The 21,359-nt window shown below is 65.5% G+C and carries 25 protein-coding genes; 10 read left to right on the top strand and 15 right to left on the bottom strand.

The window, feature by feature from the left end:
• Window positions 1-85: 85 nt before the first annotated feature.
• On the top strand, window positions 86-502 hold the full coding sequence (locus Har1131_RS02010; protein ID WP_050037327.1) for a hypothetical protein: 417 nt from the start codon (window positions 86-88) through the stop codon (window positions 500-502).
• Window positions 503-617: 115 nt separating this feature from the next.
• Here Har1131_RS02010 and Har1131_RS02005 read toward each other — a convergent pair whose 3' ends face one another.
• A complete protein-coding gene (locus Har1131_RS02005) occupies window positions 618-1,721 on the bottom strand; it encodes a tRNA (guanine(26)-N(2))-dimethyltransferase (protein ID WP_050037328.1) in 1,104 nt (367 codons plus the stop codon).
• A 48-nt stretch (window positions 1,722-1,769) separates the two neighbouring features.
• Window positions 1,770-3,452: a histidine kinase N-terminal 7TM domain-containing protein gene (locus Har1131_RS02000; RefSeq protein WP_050037329.1), complete on the bottom strand. Its 1,683-nt coding sequence runs from the start codon at window positions 3,450-3,452 to the stop codon at window positions 1,770-1,772.
• A gap of 133 nt (window positions 3,453-3,585) precedes the next feature.
• On the opposite strand from Har1131_RS02000, the gene Har1131_RS01995 reads away from it, so the two are divergent.
• Window positions 3,586-3,939, top strand: coding sequence for a hypothetical protein (locus Har1131_RS01995; RefSeq protein ID WP_014039100.1), 354 nt, complete (start codon window positions 3,586-3,588; stop codon window positions 3,937-3,939).
• A 214-nt stretch (window positions 3,940-4,153) separates the two neighbouring features.
• On the opposite strand, the gene Har1131_RS01990 is transcribed toward Har1131_RS01995, so the two are convergent.
• Genes Har1131_RS01990 through hisH form a run of 3 tightly spaced genes read right to left on the bottom strand, consistent with a single transcriptional unit; the run spans window position 4,154 to window position 6,402 of the window.
• Window positions 4,154-4,888, bottom strand: a complete 735-nt coding sequence (locus Har1131_RS01990; RefSeq protein ID WP_050037330.1) for an acetoacetate decarboxylase family protein — start codon at window positions 4,886-4,888, stop codon at window positions 4,154-4,156.
• The gene (locus Har1131_RS01985) at window positions 4,885-5,730 is read right to left on the bottom strand and encodes an SDR family oxidoreductase (protein WP_050037331.1); all 846 of its coding nucleotides are present in this window, start codon (window positions 5,728-5,730) and stop codon (window positions 4,885-4,887) included. Before Har1131_RS01985 ends, Har1131_RS01990 begins: the two co-directional genes overlap by 4 nt.
• A 24-nt stretch (window positions 5,731-5,754) precedes the next feature.
• Window positions 5,755-6,402 (bottom strand): imidazole glycerol phosphate synthase subunit HisH, encoded by a 648-nt coding sequence (gene hisH, locus Har1131_RS01980; protein WP_008307104.1) that lies wholly within the window; start codon window positions 6,400-6,402, stop codon window positions 5,755-5,757.
• 171 nt (window positions 6,403-6,573) lie between these two features.
• Between hisH and Har1131_RS01975 the strand changes: the two genes are divergently transcribed.
• Window positions 6,574-6,939 (top strand): hypothetical protein, encoded by a 366-nt coding sequence (locus Har1131_RS01975; RefSeq protein WP_014039103.1) that lies wholly within the window; start codon window positions 6,574-6,576, stop codon window positions 6,937-6,939.
• A gap of 28 nt (window positions 6,940-6,967) precedes the next feature.
• On the opposite strand, the gene Har1131_RS01970 is transcribed toward Har1131_RS01975, so the two are convergent.
• The 4 genes from Har1131_RS01970 to Har1131_RS01955 form a co-directional block, all read right to left on the bottom strand.
• The gene (locus tag Har1131_RS01970; RefSeq protein ID WP_151144820.1) at window positions 6,968-7,555 is read right to left on the bottom strand and encodes a uracil-DNA glycosylase family protein; all 588 of its coding nucleotides are present in this window, start codon (window positions 7,553-7,555) and stop codon (window positions 6,968-6,970) included.
• A 112-nt stretch (window positions 7,556-7,667) separates the two neighbouring features.
• Complete coding sequence (locus Har1131_RS01965) at window positions 7,668-8,111, bottom strand: RidA family protein (protein ID WP_008307101.1); 444 nt, start codon at window positions 8,109-8,111, stop codon at window positions 7,668-7,670.
• A 224-nt stretch (window positions 8,112-8,335) separates the two neighbouring features.
• Entirely contained in the window at window positions 8,336-8,887 is a 552-nt protein-coding gene (locus Har1131_RS01960) for a DUF99 family protein (RefSeq protein ID WP_129755841.1), read from the bottom strand.
• Window positions 8,884-9,069, bottom strand: coding sequence for a DUF5786 family protein (locus Har1131_RS01955; protein ID WP_004515979.1), 186 nt, complete (start codon window positions 9,067-9,069; stop codon window positions 8,884-8,886). Before Har1131_RS01955 ends, Har1131_RS01960 begins: the two co-directional genes overlap by 4 nt.
• Before the next feature lie 160 nt (window positions 9,070-9,229).
• Here Har1131_RS01955 and Har1131_RS01950 point away from each other — a divergent pair, with 160 nt between their 5' ends.
• Both Har1131_RS01950 and Har1131_RS01945 read left to right on the top strand, forming a co-directional pair.
• A complete protein-coding gene (locus Har1131_RS01950; RefSeq protein WP_050037333.1) occupies window positions 9,230-9,841 on the top strand; it encodes an MBL fold metallo-hydrolase in 612 nt (203 codons plus the stop codon).
• 50 nt (window positions 9,842-9,891) lie between these two features.
• Window positions 9,892-10,797, top strand: coding sequence for a hypothetical protein (locus tag Har1131_RS01945; RefSeq protein ID WP_014039108.1), 906 nt, complete (start codon window positions 9,892-9,894; stop codon window positions 10,795-10,797).
• Window positions 10,798-10,847: 50 nt separating this feature from the next.
• On the opposite strand, the gene Har1131_RS01940 is transcribed toward Har1131_RS01945, so the two are convergent.
• Window positions 10,848-10,997: a 50S ribosomal protein L40e gene (locus Har1131_RS01940; RefSeq protein WP_004960523.1), complete on the bottom strand. Its 150-nt coding sequence runs from the start codon at window positions 10,995-10,997 to the stop codon at window positions 10,848-10,850.
• Window positions 10,998-11,123: 126 nt separating this feature from the next.
• Here Har1131_RS01940 and Har1131_RS01935 point away from each other — a divergent pair, with 126 nt between their 5' ends.
• Window positions 11,124-12,197: a hypothetical protein gene (locus Har1131_RS01935; protein WP_151144806.1), complete on the top strand. Its 1,074-nt coding sequence runs from the start codon at window positions 11,124-11,126 to the stop codon at window positions 12,195-12,197.
• 169 nt (window positions 12,198-12,366) lie between these two features.
• Here Har1131_RS01935 and Har1131_RS01930 read toward each other — a convergent pair whose 3' ends face one another.
• Entirely contained in the window at window positions 12,367-12,882 is a 516-nt protein-coding gene (locus Har1131_RS01930) for a DUF367 family protein (RefSeq protein WP_014039110.1), read from the bottom strand.
• An 87-nt stretch (window positions 12,883-12,969) separates the two neighbouring features.
• On the opposite strand from Har1131_RS01930, the gene Har1131_RS01925 reads away from it, so the two are divergent.
• Both Har1131_RS01925 and Har1131_RS01920 read left to right on the top strand, forming a co-directional pair.
• On the top strand, window positions 12,970-14,697 hold the full coding sequence (locus Har1131_RS01925; protein WP_151144792.1) for a redoxin domain-containing protein: 1,728 nt from the start codon (window positions 12,970-12,972) through the stop codon (window positions 14,695-14,697).
• A complete protein-coding gene (locus tag Har1131_RS01920) occupies window positions 14,694-15,071 on the top strand; it encodes a nuclear transport factor 2 family protein (RefSeq protein WP_014039112.1) in 378 nt (125 codons plus the stop codon). The genes Har1131_RS01925 and Har1131_RS01920 overlap by 4 nt, the downstream gene beginning before the upstream one ends.
• Window positions 15,072-15,098: 27 nt before the next feature.
• On the opposite strand, the gene Har1131_RS01915 is transcribed toward Har1131_RS01920, so the two are convergent.
• From Har1131_RS01915 to Har1131_RS01905, 3 genes are all read right to left on the bottom strand, one after another.
• Complete coding sequence (locus Har1131_RS01915) at window positions 15,099-15,809, bottom strand: class I SAM-dependent methyltransferase (RefSeq protein WP_050037336.1); 711 nt, start codon at window positions 15,807-15,809, stop codon at window positions 15,099-15,101.
• 112 nt (window positions 15,810-15,921) lie between these two features.
• Complete coding sequence (serS, locus tag Har1131_RS01910) at window positions 15,922-17,304, bottom strand: serine--tRNA ligase (protein ID WP_014039114.1); 1,383 nt, start codon at window positions 17,302-17,304, stop codon at window positions 15,922-15,924.
• Between the two features lie 85 nt (window positions 17,305-17,389).
• On the bottom strand, window positions 17,390-17,833 hold the full coding sequence (locus Har1131_RS01905) for a universal stress protein (RefSeq protein ID WP_014039115.1): 444 nt from the start codon (window positions 17,831-17,833) through the stop codon (window positions 17,390-17,392).
• 107 nt (window positions 17,834-17,940) lie between these two features.
• Between Har1131_RS01905 and Har1131_RS01900 the strand changes: the two genes are divergently transcribed.
• Entirely contained in the window at window positions 17,941-18,849 is a 909-nt protein-coding gene (locus Har1131_RS01900) for an MBL fold metallo-hydrolase (RefSeq protein ID WP_151144781.1), read from the top strand.
• A 110-nt stretch (window positions 18,850-18,959) separates the two neighbouring features.
• Window positions 18,960-20,864 (top strand): cation:proton antiporter, encoded by a 1,905-nt coding sequence (locus Har1131_RS01895; protein WP_014039117.1) that lies wholly within the window; start codon window positions 18,960-18,962, stop codon window positions 20,862-20,864.
• Here the strand turns inward: Har1131_RS01895 and Har1131_RS01890 are convergent.
• A complete protein-coding gene (locus Har1131_RS01890) occupies window positions 20,861-21,313 on the bottom strand; it encodes a PaaI family thioesterase (protein ID WP_050037338.1) in 453 nt (150 codons plus the stop codon). The two genes, Har1131_RS01895 and Har1131_RS01890, sit on opposite strands and share 4 nt — an antisense overlap.
• Window positions 21,314-21,359: the final 46 nt, after the last annotated feature.

Here is a 21,359-nt window from a genome sequence, read left to right as displayed (position 1 = left end):
ACTGCTTTGCGGCCGAACCCGAAAGGTGTTAAGAAAGGGGAGCCGCCCTCACAGGGTTTATACAGCGCCGCTGCAACGACCGGATATGGATACGGAAGCGGCCATCCGGCACGGGACGATGCAGGTGACCGTCCTGTTGCTCGTCGCGGCCGCACTGGCTATCGGTTTCGGCGTCGCCGGCGTCGGCGCGTCCCTGCCGATTGTCGTGGGCCTGCTGGTACTGACGGCTGTTCTATTCGCCGCCCGACCGGACGAGGACCGATTCGGTCCCGTCGCCGGTGTCGACATGGACGGCATCGTCAAGTCGCTGTGGCTCGCGCCGCTCGTCACGGCCCTACCGCTGCTCGTCCGCCTGTCGGCCACACCCGGAGAGGTACAGGCCATTGGCGGCATGCTCGGCCTCGCGGGGATGGCGAACTACTTCCTGCGGCCGGTGTATCTGCTGGGCTACGACCTCGTCTCCGCGGTTCGAGAGAGCGTTGGCCGGGCGAACGGTCGGTAGTTCGTGTCCAGACGGAGCTATAGTAACAATTGAAACGATTTACACACTGATCGCACTGCCGTCGTGCGATCAGGTGTGCATTGATTTTCAATGGCTACTATAGATTCCCGACCCGCTACTCCGCCGTCGCCTCGCGGATTTCGACCACGTCGGCGTCCGTCTTGAACGTCGTGCCGCCGTAGTGCGTTCGAGAGGCCTCGTAGCCAGTGTCCCGAAGTTTCTCGATGAACTCGTCCATGGCTTCCGCGCCGCGTCCCCAGCGCTTGCAGAGGCGGTGCTGGTCGTAGTGGGTTGGCGTGTCGATCTCCTCGCTGAGCGTCGCCAGCAGTTCTGTCGCCTCGTTGGCGGTGCCCATCTCCTCGGTCACCTGTTCGGACACGGCGTCGGCGAATGCCGGGTCGCAGGTCCGACCGAGCCAGATGGGGCCGGCCGTCTGGAGGTGCTTGTCACAGACCGGACAGTCCTCGGGCGGGTCGGCGATGAGGCCGTAGTCGTGGTCGCGCCAGAGGCAGTGCTGGCAGTGGTGGACGTAGCCGAGTTCGTCGATGCAGTCGTTGGCGACCTTCGCGCCGTGGTCGAACTCCAGGTAGGTCCGGGCGTAGTGTTTCGTCGCGTGGCTGAGAATCGGCCTGGCGGCGATGTCGTAGCGGGCGGCCGTCCGGACCATCGCCGACAGGAGGACGCGCATCCCCATCTCGGCGTGGAACTCGGTGTTGCGCGGGACCGCGCCGTAGGACCGAACGCCGCTCTCGAAGTGTGCGCCACACAGCGGGGCGGTGTCGGTGGCCGTCACACAGAGGAGGTGTTTGGTGCCCTGTACCGCCGCGTCGGCGAAGGGAATCGGCGTGCCGAAGGGGTCGACGTCGACCACGTCGAACGCCTCCGAGTGCATGAGCACGTTCGCGTCCGACCGACGGACCGAGGCGGCAAGGTCGTTGCGTTCGAGATTCTGCTCGCACAGCGCCGTCGCGTCGTCGTCGATGTCACACAGCGTCGTCTCCCAGTCGTTGGCCGCCGCGCGGACGCCCCGGATGCCGCTCGCGGCGGTGGCGTCCAGGTACGTCGACACGCGGGGGGTTCGCTCTCGGTAGGCCCGCAGCGCCGCCACGGTGATGTCGCGGTTCAGCTCCTGGACGGGGTTGAAGAACACGTCCGCGCCCTTCCCCGCATCAGGCTGTTCCGGCACCGTGACCGTCACCCGGCCCTCACTGACGCGCATACTCCCCGGTCCGTGCGTGCGCCGTTAAGTCGTTCGAAGGCTCTCCGCTCACGCCGCTTCGGCGGCCGTCCGTTCCTGTGGCAGCCGAACGGTCACCGTCGTTCCGTCGCTCGTGTCGAAGTTGAGGTCCCCCTCAAGCGTCGTGGTCGTCCAGCGGACGAGCCAGAGGCCGATGCCGCTGCCGTGGTTCAGGTCCGTTTCGCGGCCCCGCTCCAGCACGCCGAGTTCGTGTTCTGGAACGCCAGGGCCGTTGTCGCTGACGGTCAGCACGACATCGTCGCCATCGACCTTCGCACCGACGGTGACGACGGCGTCCGGAACGTGCTGGAGAGCGTTCTCGACGAGATTGGTAAGCAGGATTTCCAGCAGGGCGGGCTGGGTCGTCAGCCGGAGGTCGTCGAGTATCTCAACCGTGACCGAGCCACCGTATTCCTCGCGGGCAGACTCGACGACTCCGGTGGCGAGGTCGGCAAGTGCGACGGATTCCAGGCCCGCGTCGCCAGCACCCGCTTCGGCGAGCGTTCGAGCCTTCTGGCCGGAGTCGACTAAACGACTGACCGACCGCTCGATGGTCGCCGCGTGGTCGGACTGCTCGCCGTCGAGTTCTCCCGCCAGCAACTCCGCCCGGGCCTGGATGACGACGCTCTCGTTGCGGACGTTGTGTCTGAGAAAGCGGTTGAGCACTTCGAGGCGGCGCTCGCGGCGGATCTCGTCTGTGATGTCCTGAAAGACGACTGTGTATCCCAGTTGCGTCCCCGCCTCGTCCCGGAGCGCCGTCTGCCGGACCTTGAACTCCCGGTGTCGACCACCGGCCTCGATGGACGCCCGCGAACTCCCGCCGTCTGTCGCGATGTCGTCACCCGCTAGAAAGCTGTTCAGTGGCTCTGTCAGGCCTTCGCGCTTATCCACGCCCAGCATCCGCTCGGCGGCGGGGTTGAGGTTCACGACCCGTCCCTGTTCGTCGACGATGGCGACCGGCGTGGCGATGTCGTGGATGGCCGCCCGCTCGCCGGCCCGCCGGGTCGCCGGGTGGAACTCGAACATATCGCTCCGGACGAACGCGTACAGGTCAAGGGCGATGTGGGGCAGGAACAGGAGCGTCGTCAGATTCACCGCCGGAACCGGTCCGACGCCGCCGGCCCACAGCAACACCCCGGCGCCGGGCGGTATCGGGCTCAGGCCGACCGCGAGCGCCTCGCGCCGGTACAGCGGGCCGTAGCTGACGACCGTATCGAACACCAGCAGGGTCCCGAAACTGACGAACAGCATCGCGACGATGATCGTGAGCAGCCCCACCGGCAAGACGGCGTAGTCGGCTCCCGCGCTACCGGCGGTCGGCACGACCCGGAATCCCTGCCAGACCACGGTGTGGAGCGGGTTCGTGACGACGAGCGCCGTTCCGGCGAGCGGCAGCACCGCTACGGCCCGGTACCAGCCGCTTTCGAGGACGTTCGTCCGACCGGTGTATCCCAGCGCAAAGGAGAGGAAACAGAAGCCGATCCAGATGATACCCAGCCAGGACACCATCTCCAAGGCAAGGCGCAGTGTCGGGTCGAACACCAGCAGCGCCGCGCCGTAGCTGAAACACCAGCCCGTCTGCGTGACGATGGTCGCGACGAACCACCGCGCGCCCGGCTTGTCCCAGTGCGCCTGGAGCTGGGCCAGCAGATACAGCGACCCGAATCCCGAGGCAAACGAGCCCAGCGCCAGCCACGGGAGGTCGAGGTTCATGCCGGAAGAAACCCGTATTCCGTGTTTATTCTTCCGGGCACAGTACAAGCACTGATAACTCCCTGCTGCGGCTGCGAGCCAGCCGGGACGTGGCTGCTGAAGCCGACGCCGTTTTGTCACCCCTTTCCGTAGCATGGATGTGACCGGAGTCGAGGAGTGGGTGGCCGACCTCGAAGCCGCCGGGGAGCTGACCCCCGACGCAGTGTCGGCTATCGTCGACGTCCACGGCGACCGCGGCCACCAGGCCATCGAGGCTGTCGGCGAGAGCCGCGTCAAGCAGTACCGCGATTTCACCGTCGTCGTGGGCCACGACGACGAGTACATCGTCGAGGACGGCGGCTGTACCTGCGCCGACAGCGAGTACAATCTCGATGCGGACGACCCCGACCAGCTCTGCTGGCACGCCATCGCCGTCCGCGTCGCCGAGGCTATCGACGCCGTCGACGAGCACGATATGTGGTACTCTGAGGTCCGGGAGTTCCTATAGTACCTTTTTACTTCGTCGCCCTTCCTCGCGGCGCGTAGCGCCGCTGCGGGAGGGCTCCTCGCAAAAATCTACGCTAAAAACGACCTTCTCGCTCCCGCTGGTCGCGAGAAGTGAAACCGCGCTCCGTCGGCGCGCGGTATGCTATGCGGTACGGCTTCCTCACCGCTCTGCTACTGCTACCGCTCTGCTCCGTTCCTGCTACCGCACTATCCCGTTACCGCTCCACCGGCCGCCCAGCGCCGTACGTAATCCGCCCTTCCAGCGAGAACCGAAGCACTGACCGGGAGCCGAGGTCGAGTGACCGGAGCGTGTCGGCTCGCTCGTGGTCGCCCAGGTCCACGTCGACGCGGTTGCTCAGCGGCGCGGCCCCCAGTTTCCCCTGGAACTCGATTGGCGTCCGTTCAAGCTGGCCCTCCCGGACCGCGTAGCTCTCGACCGTTTCCCGACGCTCCCATGTCCGGGGCCAGTCGATGCCGACTGTTGCGACACGGTTCCCGTCCTCGACGACCGTCGTCTCGCGGCGGGTCGCGTCGTCGCGGTGCGTGATGTCGGCGACCGTCTTCGGGTAGCCCCAGATCTCGTCGCCGAGGGCGCAAGCAGGCTCGGTCGTCACCGGGAGCGACCAGACGTAACCGCCGACATTGCGCGTCAGCAGTGGAAGCAACGGCGGCCGCCGCCCGTCCGCCGTTGCGCTAATCAGCACCGCGAACTCGTCGTAGGGGGCCATCGCGTCGTCGCCGATGCGGTGGTACTCGACACAGAGGAGCACGACCGCGGCCCGGCGGGCCGTCGCCCGAACCGGCGCAAGCCCGTCGGGTAGCAGTGACTCGGCAACGTCGTATCGCGCCGGGAGCACCGCGCCGGCGACCGTCGCCTCGGTGACCAGCGGCAGCGTCACTTCGTGGCCGGTCGAGAGCCGAACCCGGTCGCCGTCGGACAGGTGTATCATAACCACCGCCCCAGAAGCGCGCTCGCTCGACCGAACCCACGGTGTATCGGGTCCTGCAGTCGCGCCGGGAGCCAGTGGGTCCACCGGACGAACGTGGCGAACTTTCCGACGGGGTAGCGGGCCTTCGGCGGGTCGTCGGTCGCTGCGGCGAGTACCGTCGCCGCGACGGCTTCTGGCGTTGTCGCCAGCGGTCCACCGGTGAGGACCCAGCCGTCCTCCAGCGCCTCGTACGTCCGGTTGTAGGTCGGCGTCCGATCTTCGTCGTTCAGGCTTCCCAGCGCGCTGTCGGCGAAGCCGGTGTCTACCCATGCCGGTTCGACGAGCGAGACGTGGATATTATCCGCTCCGGCGACCTCGATCCGAAGCGCGTCAATCAGCGACTCGACGGCGGCCTTGCCGGCCGAGTACGCGCCGAGTCCGGGCGAGGCGGTGTGGCCCAGCACGCTAGAGACAGTGATGATGCGCCCGCCGTGCTCGCGCATCTCGGGGAGCACTGCCTGTACGAGGCGGTGTGGCCCGTGGACTAGCACGTCGAACTGCTCGCGAACGTCGTCGCTGGCTATGTCTTCGACCGGCCCAGCCACTCCGTAACCGGCGTTGTTCACCAGACAGTCAAGTCGGCCTGTCTCCTCGATGACCTGGTCGACGACGGCTTCGATCTGTGCCTCGTCAGTCACGTCGAGTTCGAGACAGCGACAGCGCTCGCGGATGTCCGCAGGGAACTCCGCTCGAATGTCCGTCGCGTAGACGGTCCAGCCGTCGTCGGCGAACGCCCGCGCCGTCGCCGCTCCGATACCCGATGCTGCCCCGGTGAGCAGGACGACAGAATCTCCTGTAGACATACGAACGAATCCCGAGCCCAGAACTCAGTGGTCGAGGCAGTAGTCGACGAAGTTCCGGAGGATGCGCAGCCCCGTCTCGCCCGATTTCTCCGGGTGGAACTGCGTTCCGAAGACGTTGCCGGCGTCGTTGGCGACAATCGAGGCGAAGTCTGCCCCGTAGTCCGTCGTCGCCACCGTCGCGTTCTCGTCGTCGGGGACGGCGTAGTAGGAGTGGACGAAGTAGGCGTGTTCACCATCAACTCCCTCGACGAGCGGGTGGTCCCGCGTCACGTCGAGTTCGTTCCAGCCCATGTGTGGCACGGTCTGGTCGCGGCTGAACCGGACGTTCTTTCCGGGGATGAGGTCCAGCCCTTCGGCGTCGCCCTGGCCTTCGTGGTCGGCCTCTTCGCTCGTCGTCAGGAGCATCTGCATCCCGAGGCAGATTCCGAACAGGGGCTTGCCGGCCTCGGCCTGTTCGACCAGCGCCTCGCGGAACGGCCCGGCGTTGTCCATCCCTTCGGAGAACGCTCCGACGCCGGGCAGGACGATGCCGTCGGCCGCGTCGAACTCCGCCGGGTCCTCCGAAAGGGAGACCTCTGCGCCGGCGCGTTCGAGCCCGCGCGTGACGCTCCGGAGGTTCCCCAGTCCGTAATCGACGACGACCACGTCCGCGGTCGTCTGTCTGACACTCATACGGGATCGTAGGCGAACAGGGGCTAAGTGACTTCCTGTTCGAACAAACCTTCGGCACGACCACTGTCCGGCGGGAGGTGTCGCTTACAGTCGGACACCCGGACCTGATAAGGATATCAACTATGAAAATAGGCCGGCCCAGTTTTATTGACCTACCGCATACGGCCGTTGATGGTTGATCCTACAGACGTTCTGTACGTCGACGGTAACGTTCTCATCGCTGAGTTTCCCGAAGAGATGGAGATGACAGACGAGACATTCGCGAAAGTCAATGAACGGTTCGAGGAACTCGCCTCACAGCCGGCGGTCGATACGCATATCTCGAACCTCCAGATGGAGGCGTCACTGAACGACGACGTATTCACGCGAGCACAGGAGGCCGCCGAGGCGGGCAAGGAGTTCGGTATCACGGACTGGGTCATCGTCTCCGAGGGAATCAAGAAGATGGCGCTCAAGAGCCGGGTCGGCGAGATTCCTGGTGTCGACATTTCGCTGGTCGACACGAAGGCAGAGGCGATGGACATCGCAGCGAAGTAGCGGTTCCGGGCCGCACTACCCGACTATTTTAAAACTCGCCGAGCCGCGACTGTCCGCTCTGGGCGTCGGTGAACTCCGCGGCAGTCGTTATCGCGGCCTCAAACGTCTCCTGCTGGCTGGGGTCGTACAGCGTCGCCGCCGGGTGGACGGAGACGAGCACGCGGCGTGGCTGGCCGGCGATAGCCACGTCGAACACGTCGCCCGCTTCGCCGGTGACGGCGACGTCACGCTCCAGCAGGTGCTCGGCCGGCACTTTCCCGAGCGTCACGACGACTTCGGGGTCGACGCGGTCGATTTCCGTCTCCAGATAGTCGCGGCAGTTCGCGAGTTCACCCGTTCGCGGGTCGCGGTTGTCCGGCGGGCGACAGCGCACACAGTTGGTGATGCGCACGTCGCCGCGGTCGAGGCCGGCCTCGCGCAGCGCCTCGTCGAGCACGTCGCCGCTCCGCCCGACGAACGGCTCGCCCTGTTCGTCCTCGTTCGCGCCGGGGGCCTCCCCGACGAACAGCAGGTCCGCGTCCGCGGGGCCGACGCCGTTGACGATTCGCGAGCGCGAGCGACAGAGGTCGTCACAGCGCTCACAGCCGACGACGTCGAGACCGTCCATCTGCTCCATGCCCCGTCGTTTGCGCCGGGGGCTCTCAAACGCAGCGGTCCGCCGTCGGGCTTCCGGTCGGAATCCGGTTCCGCTGGCTTCAGCGACAACAACTGTCCAGATCTGCCAGCGATTACCGCTTTACACCCGTCGCTTCGATCTGTACCGCCGCGTCGTTCGGCAGGCGTGCCACGCCGACGACGGTCCGCGACGGTCGCTGCCCGTCGAAAAACGCCGCGTACGCTCGCTTGACCGCTGGTAGCTGGTCCATCTCCGCGAGGTACACCGTCGTCCGCATCAGGTCACGCGGTTCGAGACCGGATTCGGCAGCCATGGCACGAATCTGGTCGAGCGCGGCGAGCGTCTGTTCCTGAACGTCGCCGCTGCGAACCGTTTCCGCGTCGGGGAACTGGCCGTCGAAGAACACGAGTTGGCTGTCCTGCTGGCGCGTGCCGTAGACGCTGTGTTCTGTCGGCTGGTCGCCCTCGGACCGGGTCACGCTACTGTTGATGTTCGTCTGTTCGCTCGTTTCTGCGGGCTCTACAGCATTCCTCGCCTGCGTTCTGCTTTCTGCCATTGTATCTCTACAAACACAGTGCCGAACAATCAGGCTATCTTTAGCTATTGCTAAATACAATCTACGATAGAATATTGCTACCGCCTTTGTCGTTCAAATCCTCATCTCTAACTTAGTAATAGCTAATAAGTCGTTGGGGTAGCTGAAGGACGTGAATTCGGGCCGTCCATTGTACCGATGGGCAATACGATACCGCATCCGGTCGGCCGATCCCGCTGCGTGAGTCACTCCATCTCGACCAGTCCCCGCGCCGCCAGTCGGGCGACACGGAGTGGTTCAGGACGGCCGCCCTCCGGCGTGAACGCGCAGACGACATCCGCGGCGGCGCTGTCGTCGAGGCCGACGCTCCGGACGTACACCGTCTCGTCGTTCACCGACACCGGTCGGCGCTCCGGCTGGGCACGGTAGGTCGCCAGCCGGTCCTGCACGACATCGGAGTCGTCGAAGGCCTCGCGGATGGCCCCTTCGAGTCCCGGCGAGGACTCGAAGGTGACCGAGACGACCGGCAGGTCGGTGTGGTCGTGAATCTGTTCGAGGTCGAGTACGTTGAACCACGCCGGCGCGATACCCGCCACTAGCAGGTAACGAACGTCCTCGCGGTCCAGTCTGTCGACCATCGCACACACCGTCTCAGTCGCGTCGCTCCCACCGACTGTGGCAGTACTGAAAACAAAGCCGTCAGCCACTCGACTGGCGCGAACGACGGCACCAGCGAACTGACTGGTTTCAGCCCGATACGACTCCGCCACGCCGAGGGCCCGTGCCCCTGATTTCACGTGTTCTGGTTGTCTTTGATGTCTTCCAGTCTATCGAGTAGTTCGTCGTTCGACGCGGTGAACTCGTACTCGATGTCGCCCTCGTGGGCGTTTTCTTCAGCATCGAGGCCGTCCTCGTCCTCGAAGTCTGTGTCGTACTCCTGATTGTCTTGTTCCGATTCGTCGTAGCTCCCGAACCCCATGGTACGTGTACAACTATGACGTTCTTAGTAAAAAATCACTCGGCGACACTATCGTGTTTGATAACCGATATTTTCTCGGCACTGTGAGCCGAAATACCCTATTCCGGTCGGGTTGCCGGCGGACAGTACACTCAAGCGGGCCGCGCCACAGGCTTGGTGTATGGACGTTCACAACGTCACCGCCGAGGCCGAGACGTTCACCTGCAACGCCTATCTCGCGACTGGCGAGCAGACGACGCTGGTCGATTCCGGCGCGATGCGCGGCGTCGTCGATGTCGTCCGCGAGCACGTCGATGCGCTCGACGCCGTCGTGTTGACCCACCAGCACGGCGACCACGTCCAGCAGCTCGACGCCGTCCTCGACGCCTTCGACGCGCCGTTGTACGCCTACAGCTCCCACCCGCGCCGGGACCACGAACTCGCTGACGGCGACACGCTCACGGTCGGTGACGAGGACTGTGAGGTCGTGTACACGCCGGGCCACGCCGACGACCACGTCTCGCTCGTCTCCGAGTCGTCCCTGTTCTCCGGCGACGTGGTCGTCCACGACGACGGCGCGTTCGAGGGCGGCTCCTTCGGCCGCACCGACCGCCCCGGCCAGTCCCGCGAGCGCCTCATCGAGAGCATCGAGCGCATTCTCGACCGAATGCCGGCAGGCGTCGAACACATGTACTCGGGTCACGGCGGCGTCTTCCACGGCGACGTCCGCGAGGTCGTCGAACGCGCCCTCGACCGGGCGCAACGCCGCGAGCCGAAGTATCCCGACGAGTGACCGCTCGAAACCGGCGCAACGCTCTAGTGATAGGGCCGATATTCGACTCCATGAACCAGCGACTTCTGACGGGGACGGCCCTGGCGCTCTCCGGCGTCGTGCTGGCCGCTATGCAGGCCCTCCATGCGTTCCAGCAAACCCGGATTCCGGTGGCAATTGCAGTCGATGCGCTCCCCTTTGTGGCGATGGGACTGGCGATAGTGTACGCGGGCGTCTGGCTCGTCCGTGACACGACGTTCGAGGGGGCCACGTCCCGGGTGGCCGCGTGGGCCGCCGGCGGGACCGTGGCGTTTGCCGCCATCGCGGCGCTCCTGTTGTTCAGCCAGCGCGTGACCTCCGGGTCACTCGCCCGAGCGTCGTACCTGACGGTGGACCTCGTCACCGTCGGCGCGCTGGCGGGCGTTCTGGTCGGGCTGTACGACGCCCGGAGCCGCAGTCGGCTCCGCGAACTGGCGGCCGAGCGCGACCGTATCGAGGCCTTCGCCGGGAAGGCGGCCGACGTGAACAACTACGGACGCGCCATCGCCAGCGCCCCCAGCGTCGACGGCGTCGCCGCCTTCGTCGTCGAGGCCTTCGGGACGATGACCGGCATGGAGGAGACGGCCGTCATCCGGCTCAAGGACGGCGATGCAGTGGTGCTCGCGAACACGATTCGAACCGTGCCGGTCGACGTTGTCGGCTCGCTCGCACAGGAAGTCCGGACACAGCAACAGGGTGAGATCACTGTTCACGACCGGCCGTTCTCCGTCGACATCCCCGAGTCAGTCACCGACTGCGTGTCGGCGGTGGTTTTGGACGACGAGGGCACGGCGACGGTCGTTCTCTCAGTCACGACGGACGAGACGACTGTCGGGGAAGAAGATCAAAAGCTGCTGGAACTCATCGTCTCACACGCGTCGGTTCGCATGGCGACGCTCGACCGGCAATCAGCGGACAGAGAACCCACTGAGAAGTAGTTGATTGGCGACGAACCGCCACCGGATGCCGGCGGCAACTGACCCGAAAATCAGGCGCTGCGGGTCTCTTTCGCCTTCGGACGCAGGTTGCCGTAGCCGCACTTCCGGCACTGCTGTGCGCGCTGTGGGTTCCGAGCGTTACACCGCATGCAGATCTGCTTGTTGAGGAGTCGGTCGGACGCAGTCTCGAAGCTAGCCATGCGCGCCTCTTTCCGGTGCGCGCGTTTAAGCTTTGAGTTTCGGTACGGGGAGCGGTGACCGTTCGAGCACGGGAATCGGACTCCGGATGTCGCCGGCTTTAGATGCCCGAGCGGCGAAGCCAGGGTATGTACAATCAGGTCGCAGACCTGCCAGTTACCGTCGAGAACTGTGCGTTCGAGCGCCGAGAGCGGGCGACCTCCAGCGGATTCGACCGGGTCACCACTGTTGTCCACCTCTCCGGTGCGGGTGAGACCGGAAGCGGCGAGGACGTGACGTACACGGCCGAGGCCCACGACGCGCTGCAGGACAGCGATACGTTGCAGGGTTCGGACTCCCCGCTGGCCGGCGAGTACACCGTCGACTCGTTTTCCGCGGCGCTGGAAGCGGCCGACCTGTGGCCCGCCCCTCCCGACCAGGAGCGCTTTCGCCACTACCGGCGCTGGGGGTTCGAGAGCGCGGCGCTAGACCTGGCGCTGAAACAGGCCGACACGGACCTTGGGACGGCGCTCGGCCGGCAGTACGACCCGGTGAACTTCGTCGTCTCGACGCGGCTCTCGAACGCGGATGACGACACACCACCGACGGCTGACAGACTGGCGATGCTGTGTGAGCGTTACGGCGACCTGGCGTTCAAGCTCGACCCCACGCCGTCCTGGAGCGATGCCCTCGTCGACGCACTGACGGACTACGATGTTCGCGTGTTGGACCTGAAAGGGCTGTACGAGGGGACGGACGTCGACGTAGAGGCTGACCCCGAGTTCTACCGCCGCGTCGTCGCCGGCCTCCCCGACGCGCTGGTTGAGGACCCAGACCTGACCGACGCAACTCGGCCGGTTTTCGACGGCCAAGAAGCCCGCGTCACCTGGGACGTGCCTATCACCGGCGTCGAGAGCATCGAGGCGCTGCCGTTCGAACCGGCGTGGCTCAACATGAAACCGTCCCGTTGCGGGACCGTCGAGTCGGTGCTTGCGACCATCGACTACTGTGAGCAACACGGCATCGACCTGTACGGCGGCGGCCAGTTCGAGCTCGGCGTCGGTCGCGACCACATCCAGGCGCTGGCGTCGCTGTGCTATCCTGACGGGCCGAACGACGTCGCGCCCGGCGGCTACAACGACCCCGACCCGGACGCGGAGCTGCCGACGAGTCCGCTTGCGCCACCCGACGCGCCGGTCGGCATCGGAACCGGGTTCTGGTAAACGCCCTTAGAAATGAAGCCGAAGCTACATTGTTGTCTGGAGGCTAACTATTGTCATGCGGTGCCAAGCCTGCGGAGAACGCATCGAAGATGTACTGGAGGCACACGCACGACGGGCCTGTCCACACTGTGATGCGCCGCTCCTCGATAAGCCAGCAACGCCCAAATGACTACTCCTCGGCGAGGTAGTCGTCCTGTACGTCGATGACGTCGCTCGAATCCTCGCAGTTCGCGTACCGCTCTAGCGGTTCCTCGTTCAGTTCAAGGAAGGTGTGGCCCCAGGAGAACGTCGAGAGGATTCGCTCGGCGTGGTCGCGCTCCCCGAGAATGGCGAGCGCACCGGCGAACGCTTCGACGGTATTTAGCTGGAACGCGGTCCCGTAGTTGACCGGATTGCCGGCGACGAGAAACGGGAGCGAGCGGTGCACCCCTTCGAGGTCGAACGCCTCCCGTTCGGCGGTTTCCCAGGAGCAGTCGAGCGCGACCAGGCGGCTGTGGCGAGCGCCGTCGCCGGCGGTCGGCCGGTCCGCCGGGGACAGCGCCTGCTCGGCGAAGGGGTTGAGCACGATGCCGGGCGGCGTCGACCGCGTCGCGCGGTGGAGTTCGGCCTCGTCCATCCGGGCCAGCTTCCGCGCGCTACATTTGTCGGGGTCGTCGTCACCCTCGTACCGGACGTGCAGTTCCACACGAGCGCTACTACGCTGGCGAATAAAAGCGACTCGTTCGGTGACACTGTGCAAACACTGTTATAGCCGGGCTTGGTTGTACAACGTGTGCTTTCAGAGGGGACGACGGCACCACTGTTCGAACTACCGGCGCTCGTCGATGACGACTGCCAGCGAGTCGGACTAGCCGACTATCTCGGCGAGGATGTGGTCATCCTCGCGTTCTATCCGGCGGATTTCAATCCAGCCTGTGACGAGACGTCCTGTGATCTGGACGAACTCGACCTCTTTACGATGCAGAAGGACGTAACTATCCTCGGTATCGGCCCGGATTCGGTGTACAGCCACCGGGCCTTTGCCGACCGCTACGACCTGAACATCCCGCTGCTGTCCGACACCGACCACGATGTCGCCCGCGAGTACGGGCTCGACTTCGTGGACGACATCGGCCAGCAGCTCATCGAGCGCGCTGTCGTCGTCATCGACCACGACGGCGACGTGCAGTACGCCTGGAGTACCGACGACCTTCAGGAACTCCCCCGTGTCGGGGAGATCAAGGACGCTATCGCCGACACCGGCGGCGACGACACCGCGTTCGCCCGCTACCGCGTCGGCTACGCCCACTACACGGAGGGCCGGCGCGCGTTCACCTCGGCGATGGAGGCCTTCCGCGAGTCGGAGTGGATGGTCGCACAGGGCGACTTCCAGCAGGCACGCGACGAGTTCGCAGACGCCGAAGGCCACTTCGACACCGCGGTCCGGTTCGTCGACGACGAGTCCCTGAAACCGATCTACGAGGACGCAAAGACAAAGGCGAACTCGCTGTGGCAGGCCAGCGACTGGCTCACCCAGGCCGCCCGCGCCTACTCTAGCGGGAACGGAGCCGAGGGCCAGCAACTCCGGGACGACGCGGAGCGCCCGCTCGAAACTGCCCGTGGCTACGAGGAACCGCCCGACCCCGACGATCCGTGGCCACCAGCTCTGGAGACGCTGGAAAAGGAGGAGGACGACGACCGGCCGGCGTTCCTCACACAGGACGAGACCGCTGTGGACACCTCGCTCGACGTGGATATCGACGCGGAAGTCGAACGGACAGACAGCGAACTGTCGGAGACAGCATCGTCGGCTACCGAGTCGGCGCTGGATTCGATGCCATCACCCGAAGCCGCCGATGCGGCCGACGAAATGCGAGACGCAGCCGACGGACCGGCGGCAGAACCAGCTGAGGAGACGACACCAGCGGGGACAGCTGACCAGTCGACGAATCCGCCGCCTTCGACCGACGAACCGACTGCACCCGTAGACCAACCGTCAGCGTCGGAATCTGCGGCAACGTCGGCCGACGACGCGCCGCCGGAGTCAGTGTCGGTACCCGACGGAGAGGGTGATATATCGGACGTCGATGACGCTGATATCGAGGAGATACAGGCCGAACTGGCCGCCAGCGAAGCCGAGACCGAGCCGACGGACCCGCTGGAAGAGACTCCAACCGCAATGGTCGAAGAGCCGCCCGACACGGTCGGCAGCGCGGCCGACGAATCCTCGGCACCGGACGACGACGCCTCGACACAGGACGCACCGGACGACGACGCCTCGACACAGGACGCACCGGACGGCGAGCAGTCGACTGCCGGCCCGTCGCCGGACGTCGCTGCCTCCGAGACAGAGACCGACGACGCAGTCGAACTGGACCTGGCCGACCCGATGGCCGACGACGACACGGGAGCAGCGGTCGACCCCGAGCCGGACGACGGTTCGGGACCGGAAACAGACGGCGAGCCATCTGACACGGAGAGCGATAGAGACACCCCTGAGGAACCCGAATCAGGCCCGTGACGCGACCCGATCTCCGTCAGCGTACACGGGCCTACTACGACGCCATCGACGGCGACGACTACGACCAGTTGGCCTCGCTGCTCGCCCCGTCGTTCGTCCACGACCGCCCCGATCAGACTATCGAAGGCCGGGACCGGTTCGTACAGTTCATGCGTGAAGAGCGGCCCCAGACAGACACCACGCATCCGCTGGACGGCCTCTACTGTCGCCCGGACAGCGTAGCGGAGCCGGCCGACGGCGACGACACGGCGACGGCGGAAGTCGTCGCCCGCGGCCGCCTGCTCGATACCGACGGCGAGTGCATCGTCGGTTTCGTCGACGTGTTCACGTTCGCCGGGGACGATATCGAGCGCATCGAGACGTACACGCGCTGAGGCTCGACTGCTTTCGGATTTGCTGTGTCACTGTCCCGGCAGCGACAGCCGGACGCCGTAAGCCGACCCGTCGGTTTCGGTCCCGACGAACGTGTCCAGGGACCACGGTGTCTCCCGAACCGCGGCGCGGAACTGCGACGGCGTGACCAGCAGCAGGTCGGTCCACGGGCCGGCCAGCCTGTCGTACTCGATGCGGAAGGTGCGGTAGGCGACACCGGGCTGGGCGAGGTGGGCTGCGCCAGTCTCCGGGTCTGCCCGGTCGAGCGTGTCCACGTCGGCGACGAGACGGCCACCGGGCCGTGTCACCGCCGCCAGTTCGCTGAGCGTCGCCCGGAGGTCGGCCAGCGAACTGCCGAGGCCGAGTTGTTTGCCCAGGGCAACGACAGTATCGAACCCATTGCCCGGCGGCCGCCGGAGGTCGCCGACCACTGCATCCGTGACGCCGCGCTCGCTGGCGACCGCGACAGCCCCCGGACTCCGGTCGACCGCCAGCACGCTGTGGCCGCGCTCCTGCAGCGCGAGCGCGTGCCGGCCGACGCCACAGCCGGCGTCGAGGACCCGTCCAGTAACGTCCGAGAGCAGACGCTGTTCGATGGGATGCCACTCGGACGGCGGCTCGAAGTAGCCCGCCAGATGCGCCTCGGTCAAATCGCCGTCGTCGCGGCGATAGCGGGGCCGCTCGGCGAGGTCGTCGCGGTGGAAGTCCAGTACCATCTGCCCGAAAGCGTCGTCCGGCATACTTCGGCGGTGCTGACGAACGAATGTAATAGTGCATTGAAATATGGTGTCGTGTAACGCACCGCATACGGGAAAGCGGGACACCGGCCGAGCGCGAACGGACCGCGGCGGCCTACTCTTTCTCGCCGGCTCCGACGGCGCTCTCGCCGATTTTCTCGGAGCCCTCGATAACTTCCTGGCCGCCCATGTACGGGCGGAGGGGTTCGGGAACGGTAATGGTGCCGTCGTCGTTCTGGTAGTACTCCATGATGGCGACGAGGACACGCGGGACTGCCAGACCAGAGCCATTCAGCGTGTGGAGGTAGTCGGCGGATTCGTGCCGTTCGGGACGGTAGCGAAGGCCGGCGCGGCGCGCCTGGAAGTCCTCGAAGTTCGACACCGAGGAGACTTCGAGCCAGCGGCCGCCGCGGTCGGGGCCGTCCGCCATGTCGTCGCCGGGGGCCCACACCTCGATGTCGTACTTCTTGGCCTGTGTAAAGCCCATGTCGCCGGTGCACATGTCAAGCACGCGGTAGGGAAGTTCGAGACGGTCCAGTACCTCGGCGGCCTCGTCCAGTAGGCTCTCCAGTCGGTCGTAGCTGTTCTCCGGCCGGACGAAGTTGACGAGTTCGACCTTGTGGAACTGGTGGACGCGGACGTAGCCTCGCGTTTCTGTCCCGTGTTCGCCGGCCTCGCGGCGGAAGTTCGGCGAGAACGCCTGGTGTTTGACCGGCAGGTCGTCGTCCAGCAGGATCTCGTCGCGGTACATGTTGGTGACCGGCACCTCCGCCGTCGGCAGGAGCCACAGGTCGTCGCTGTCGTAGTCGTCGTCCTGGCGCGCGCCGACGCGGTAGGCGTCCTCGTCGAACTTCGGAAGCTGGCCGGTCCCTTCCATCGAATCGGAGTTGACGGGAATCGGCGGAAGCACGTCGACGTACTCCTGTTCGCGGTGGACGTCCAGCATGAACTGGATGAGGGCGTGTTCCAGACGTGCCCCCTCGCCCTTGACGAACTGGTAGCCGCCGCCGGACACCTTCGCGCCGCGCTCGAAGTCGAGCAGGTCGAGGTCCTCACCGAGGTCGTAGTGAGGAATTACTTCGTCGGGCAGGTCCCGGAGGTCGTCGAACCCCTCGCGGTAGCGCTCGACGTTATCGGCCTCGCCCTCCCCGGTCGGGACCGACTCGTGGGGGACGTTCGGCAGTTCCAGCAGGGCTTTTTCCAACCGGGACTCCAGTTCGTCGGCGCGCTCCTCGACCTCCTGCAGTTCGTCTTTGAGTTCCTGCGAGCGGTCGATGGCCTCCTGTGCCTCCTCGTCTTTGCCGTCCTGTTTCAGCTGGCCAATCTTGCTCGACACTTCGTTGCGTTCTTGCCGGAGGCCGTCGCCTTCGGCCTTCAGTTCCCGCCACTCCTCGTCGATTTCGAGGATTTCGTCGAGGTCTACGTCCGTGACGCCCTTCCGCTCGATAGCGTCACGGACCGTCTCGGGGTGCTCCCGGACGAACTGTCTCGATAACATGGACGACGGTTCTCGGCGGCAGAAATTAGGCGTGTCGGTCCCGCGGTGGGGCTGCCCCCGACTGTCGACTTGTGCGTCTCCTCCGTTACGTTTCGCCGCCGACCTTGACCGCCAGTACCGGCACCGGCGAGGCCCGAACGACCGACTCGGTGACGCTGCCGATGAGTTCCTTGGACGGCCCGGTCCGCCCCTCCGTCGCCATCACGACGACGTCGATGTCGTTGCGCTCGACGTAGTCTACGACTTCCTCGTGGGGGACGCCCTGTTCGACCGCTGTGGTCACGGTGTCGATGCCGGCGTCTTCGGCCTGCGCGCGCAGGTCGTCGACGGCCTGCTGGCCGGCGTCAGCGAGGCGGTCGAAGATGCTGCTGTCCTCGAAATCGGGAATCTGTTCGACTACCTGTTCGGTTTCGAGGACGTGCAGCGCGTGCAGACTCGCATCGTGGCGCTGTGCGAGGTCGATAGCGTGTTCGGCCGCAGTTACGGACCCCTCGGAGCCGTCGGTCGGAACGAGTACGGCGTCGTACATACAGTGGTGTTTCTGATTCCGGGTAAATGGCTTTGCCCTTCCTGACTATCGGTTGTCAAGACGGCCACAGCACAACGGTTTTGCCCCCGCCGGTCACGAGGAAGTGTATGGGAATCGGTGACGTTTACGAGGTGACGGTCGGGGACTGCACAGACGTCCACTACGTCGACACCGGGATGTACGACGTAGCCGAGTACGGCTCCGTTTACATCATCGACGCCGAGCGGCCGGCGCTGGTCGACACCGGCATCGGCGCGCACCACGAGAACATCCTTTCAGCGATGGAGTCAGTCGGTATCGCGCCCGAGGACCTGGAGGTCATCGCGGCGACGCACGTCCATCTGGACCACGCCGGCGGGGCCGGCTACCTCGTCGAGGACTGTCCGAACGCGACGGTGTACGTCCACGAGTCCGGGAAGCGACACCTCGTCGACCCCCAGCGGCTCTGGGAGGGGACCAAACACGCCGTCGGCGACCAGATCGAGTACTACGGCAAGCCGATTCCGGTCCCCGAGGACCGAATCGAGACGCTAACCGACGGCGACGTGATCGACCTGGGCGATCACTCGCTGGACGTCATGCACGCGCCGGGCCATGCCCCACACCAGGTCGTCTTCTACGACCCCGTCGTCGACGGTGTGTTCACCGCCGACGCCGCCGGTATCTACACGCCGGCGACCGACGAGATGCACGTCACGACGCCGCCGGTCAACTTCACGCTGGAGGGGGCCCTCGACGACGTGACGATGCTACAGGACCTCGACCCGGACATCCTCATGTTCGGCCACTACGGCCCGGCCGAAACCGGCGACAAACTGGAGACCTACGCCGAGATCCTGCCCGAGTGGGTTGCCGAAGTCGAGCGCAAGCGCGAGGAACTCGACGACGACGAGGCTGTCATCGATTACTTCCTCAAGCGGGCCGACACCGACCTCTGGGGCGAGCGGAAGGGTCGCGCCGAGATGCGCTTGAACGTCCGGGGCGTGCTCGTGGCCCTCGACAACCGCGAAGAATAGCCAGCGTCACATCGGCCGTGGACTGGGCTCCCGATAGAGCCTTCGTGTGCCGTTGAGTGAGTGCGTTTATACGAGGCCGATACGTTAGGCTGGACAGATGGAGGCCAACTGTGGCTGGTAGTTCGGGGCTACTGATTCCGCTTGTCGCCGGCATCATCGGACTTGGCGTCCTTGCACAGGTCCTCGCCGCGCGCCTGCGGGTGCCCAGTATCATCTTCTATTTACTGGTCGGTGTCATCATCGGCCAGCCCGGACTGGGCATCATCGGTGACGGCACCTTCGGCGGGGCGCTGTCCGCCATCGTCGGCTTAGCGGTCGCAATCATCGTCTTCGAGGGGGCCTACCACCTCCGGTTCGACCGTCTGCGTGAAGCCCCGGCTGCGACGTTCAGACTCGTTACCGTCGGTGCGGCTATCGCACTGGTGGGTACCGCTATCGCCGTCAAGTTCGCGTTCAACTCCGCGGCCGTCTCCTGGAACCTCGCGTTCCTGATCGGTGCGCTGCTGGTCGCAACTGGGCCGACGGTCATCACGCCGATCCTCAACGTCGTTCCGGTTCGGGACCGCGTCGCGGCCGCGCTGGAGACGGAGGGGATCGTCAACGACGTGACCGCGGCGATCATCGCCGTCGTCATCTTCGAGACGGTCAATCCGGCGGCGTCGAGCGAGGGGCTGTTGCGGGCGTTCGCGCTTCGATTGGGGACGGGGCTACTCGTTGGTCTCCTCGTCGCTGGCGTAGTGTACTACCTCCTCCAGTACGTCGACCTCTCGCCCGGTGACGCGCCGCGGAACTCCCGACTGCTCGTGCTCGCCGGGGCGCTCATCGCCTACGCGGGTGCGAACACGATAGCGACCGAGGCCGGCGTCGCCGCCGCCGCGACGGCGGGGATGGCGCTCGGGAACGTCGACCACCCGTACGAGGAGGACATCGAGGAGTTCAAGGGCGACATCACGCTGCTGGTGCTGTCGTTCGTGTTCATCGCGCTGGCGGCCCAGTTGGAGCTCGCGTCGCTCATCGACGTCGGACTGTCTGGCATTATCGTCGTTCTCGCCGTCGCGCTAGTCATCCGCCCGCTGCTGGTGTTCGTCTCGGCCGTCGGCGACCGCTTCACCACGAACGAGAAACTGTTCGTCAGCTTTGTCGGGCCGCGTGGTATTATTCCGGCATCTGTCGCCACGCTGTTTGCCGTCGAGCTGAACGCTGCAGCCGAAGAGGTCACTGGGGCACAGGCCGAACTGCTGGGGACGCAGGCGGATATCCTGCTGGGCACTGTCTTCCTCGTCATCTTTGCGACCGCCCTGTTCGAGGGTGGACTGGCGCGATTCATCGCGGAAAAACTGGATGTGATACCAATGCGAGTCATCATCGTCGGCGGCGGACAGGTGGGCCGAGCGCTCGCCGCACGCCTCGAAGACCGGGGCGAGAACGTCGTCATCATCGAGCAGGAAGAAGAGAGCGTCGAACGAGCCCGCAACGAGGGGTACGCCGTCGAGATCGGCGATGGCACCGACACCGATATGTTGCGGTCGGCCGGTGCGGACAACGCCAAGACCGTCGTCGCGGCGACCGGCGACGACGACGCGAACCTGCTGGTGTCACAGCTTGCGAGTTCGAAGTTCGGCGTCGACCGGGTCATCGCCCGCGCGAACAACCCGGACAACGTCGAGGCCTTCGAGGACCTCGGCGTTCGGACCATCTCCTCGGCGATGGCGACGGCCTGGGCCATCGACAACCAGATCGAGCGCCCGGCCATCGCCCACTGGATGACCGACATCGGTCGCAGCGGGGATGTCCAGGAAGTCGAAGTCAAGAACCCGGACCTCATCGGCAAGCCGATCAGTGAGGTCGGGCCGATGCTGCCCGACGCCTGTCTGGTCGCGCTCGTCAGCGGTGAGCTCCACGAGAATGCCGAAGTACCCACGGCCGACTACGTCCTCGAAGAGGGCGACATGGTGACGCTGCTGGGCCGTCGGGAGTCCGTCCGCGACGGGATGAAAATGGTCAGTGGCGACTAGTCGTCGGTAAGCCGTGTAACGTCTGACTCGTCGACGCCTTCTGTCCACGGCGACTCGCCGCGGTCGCCGTCCGTCTTGTACGTGCCGCGAGCGCTCGCGATGTGATGGCCATCGGTGTCGTACACTTCTGCGTCGACGACGGAGACGCTCCCGCCGCTCCGGATCACCTCCGCCTCAGTCCGCAAATCGGCGGTTGCGGGCGCGAGGTAATCGATCCGCATGTCGACCGTCGGCGAGACGGTGCCGGATTGCGAGACGACGGCCGCCCCGCCGACGGTATCGACGAGCGAGTACGTGACGCCGCCGTGTGCGATTATCGATTCGGGGTTCGAGGAGTGACCGTCCTCCAACGGGAGTTCGCCTGCCGCATAGCCGTCCTCGACGGCAGTTATTTCCATCCCTAACTGCTTGACAAACGGGATGTCGTTGAACATCGATTGGAGACTCATGGCTACCTCCAGGGAACCGAGTCTGATAAGTCTCCGAGAACGAACA

This window comes from Haloarcula sp. CBA1131, assembly GCF_008728975.1.
Taxonomy (GTDB): Archaea; Halobacteriota; Halobacteria; order Halobacteriales; family Haloarculaceae; genus Haloarcula; species Haloarcula hispanica.
Note: the sequence above shows the minus strand (reverse complement) of the source record. Positions and strands in the feature narration are given on the sequence as shown.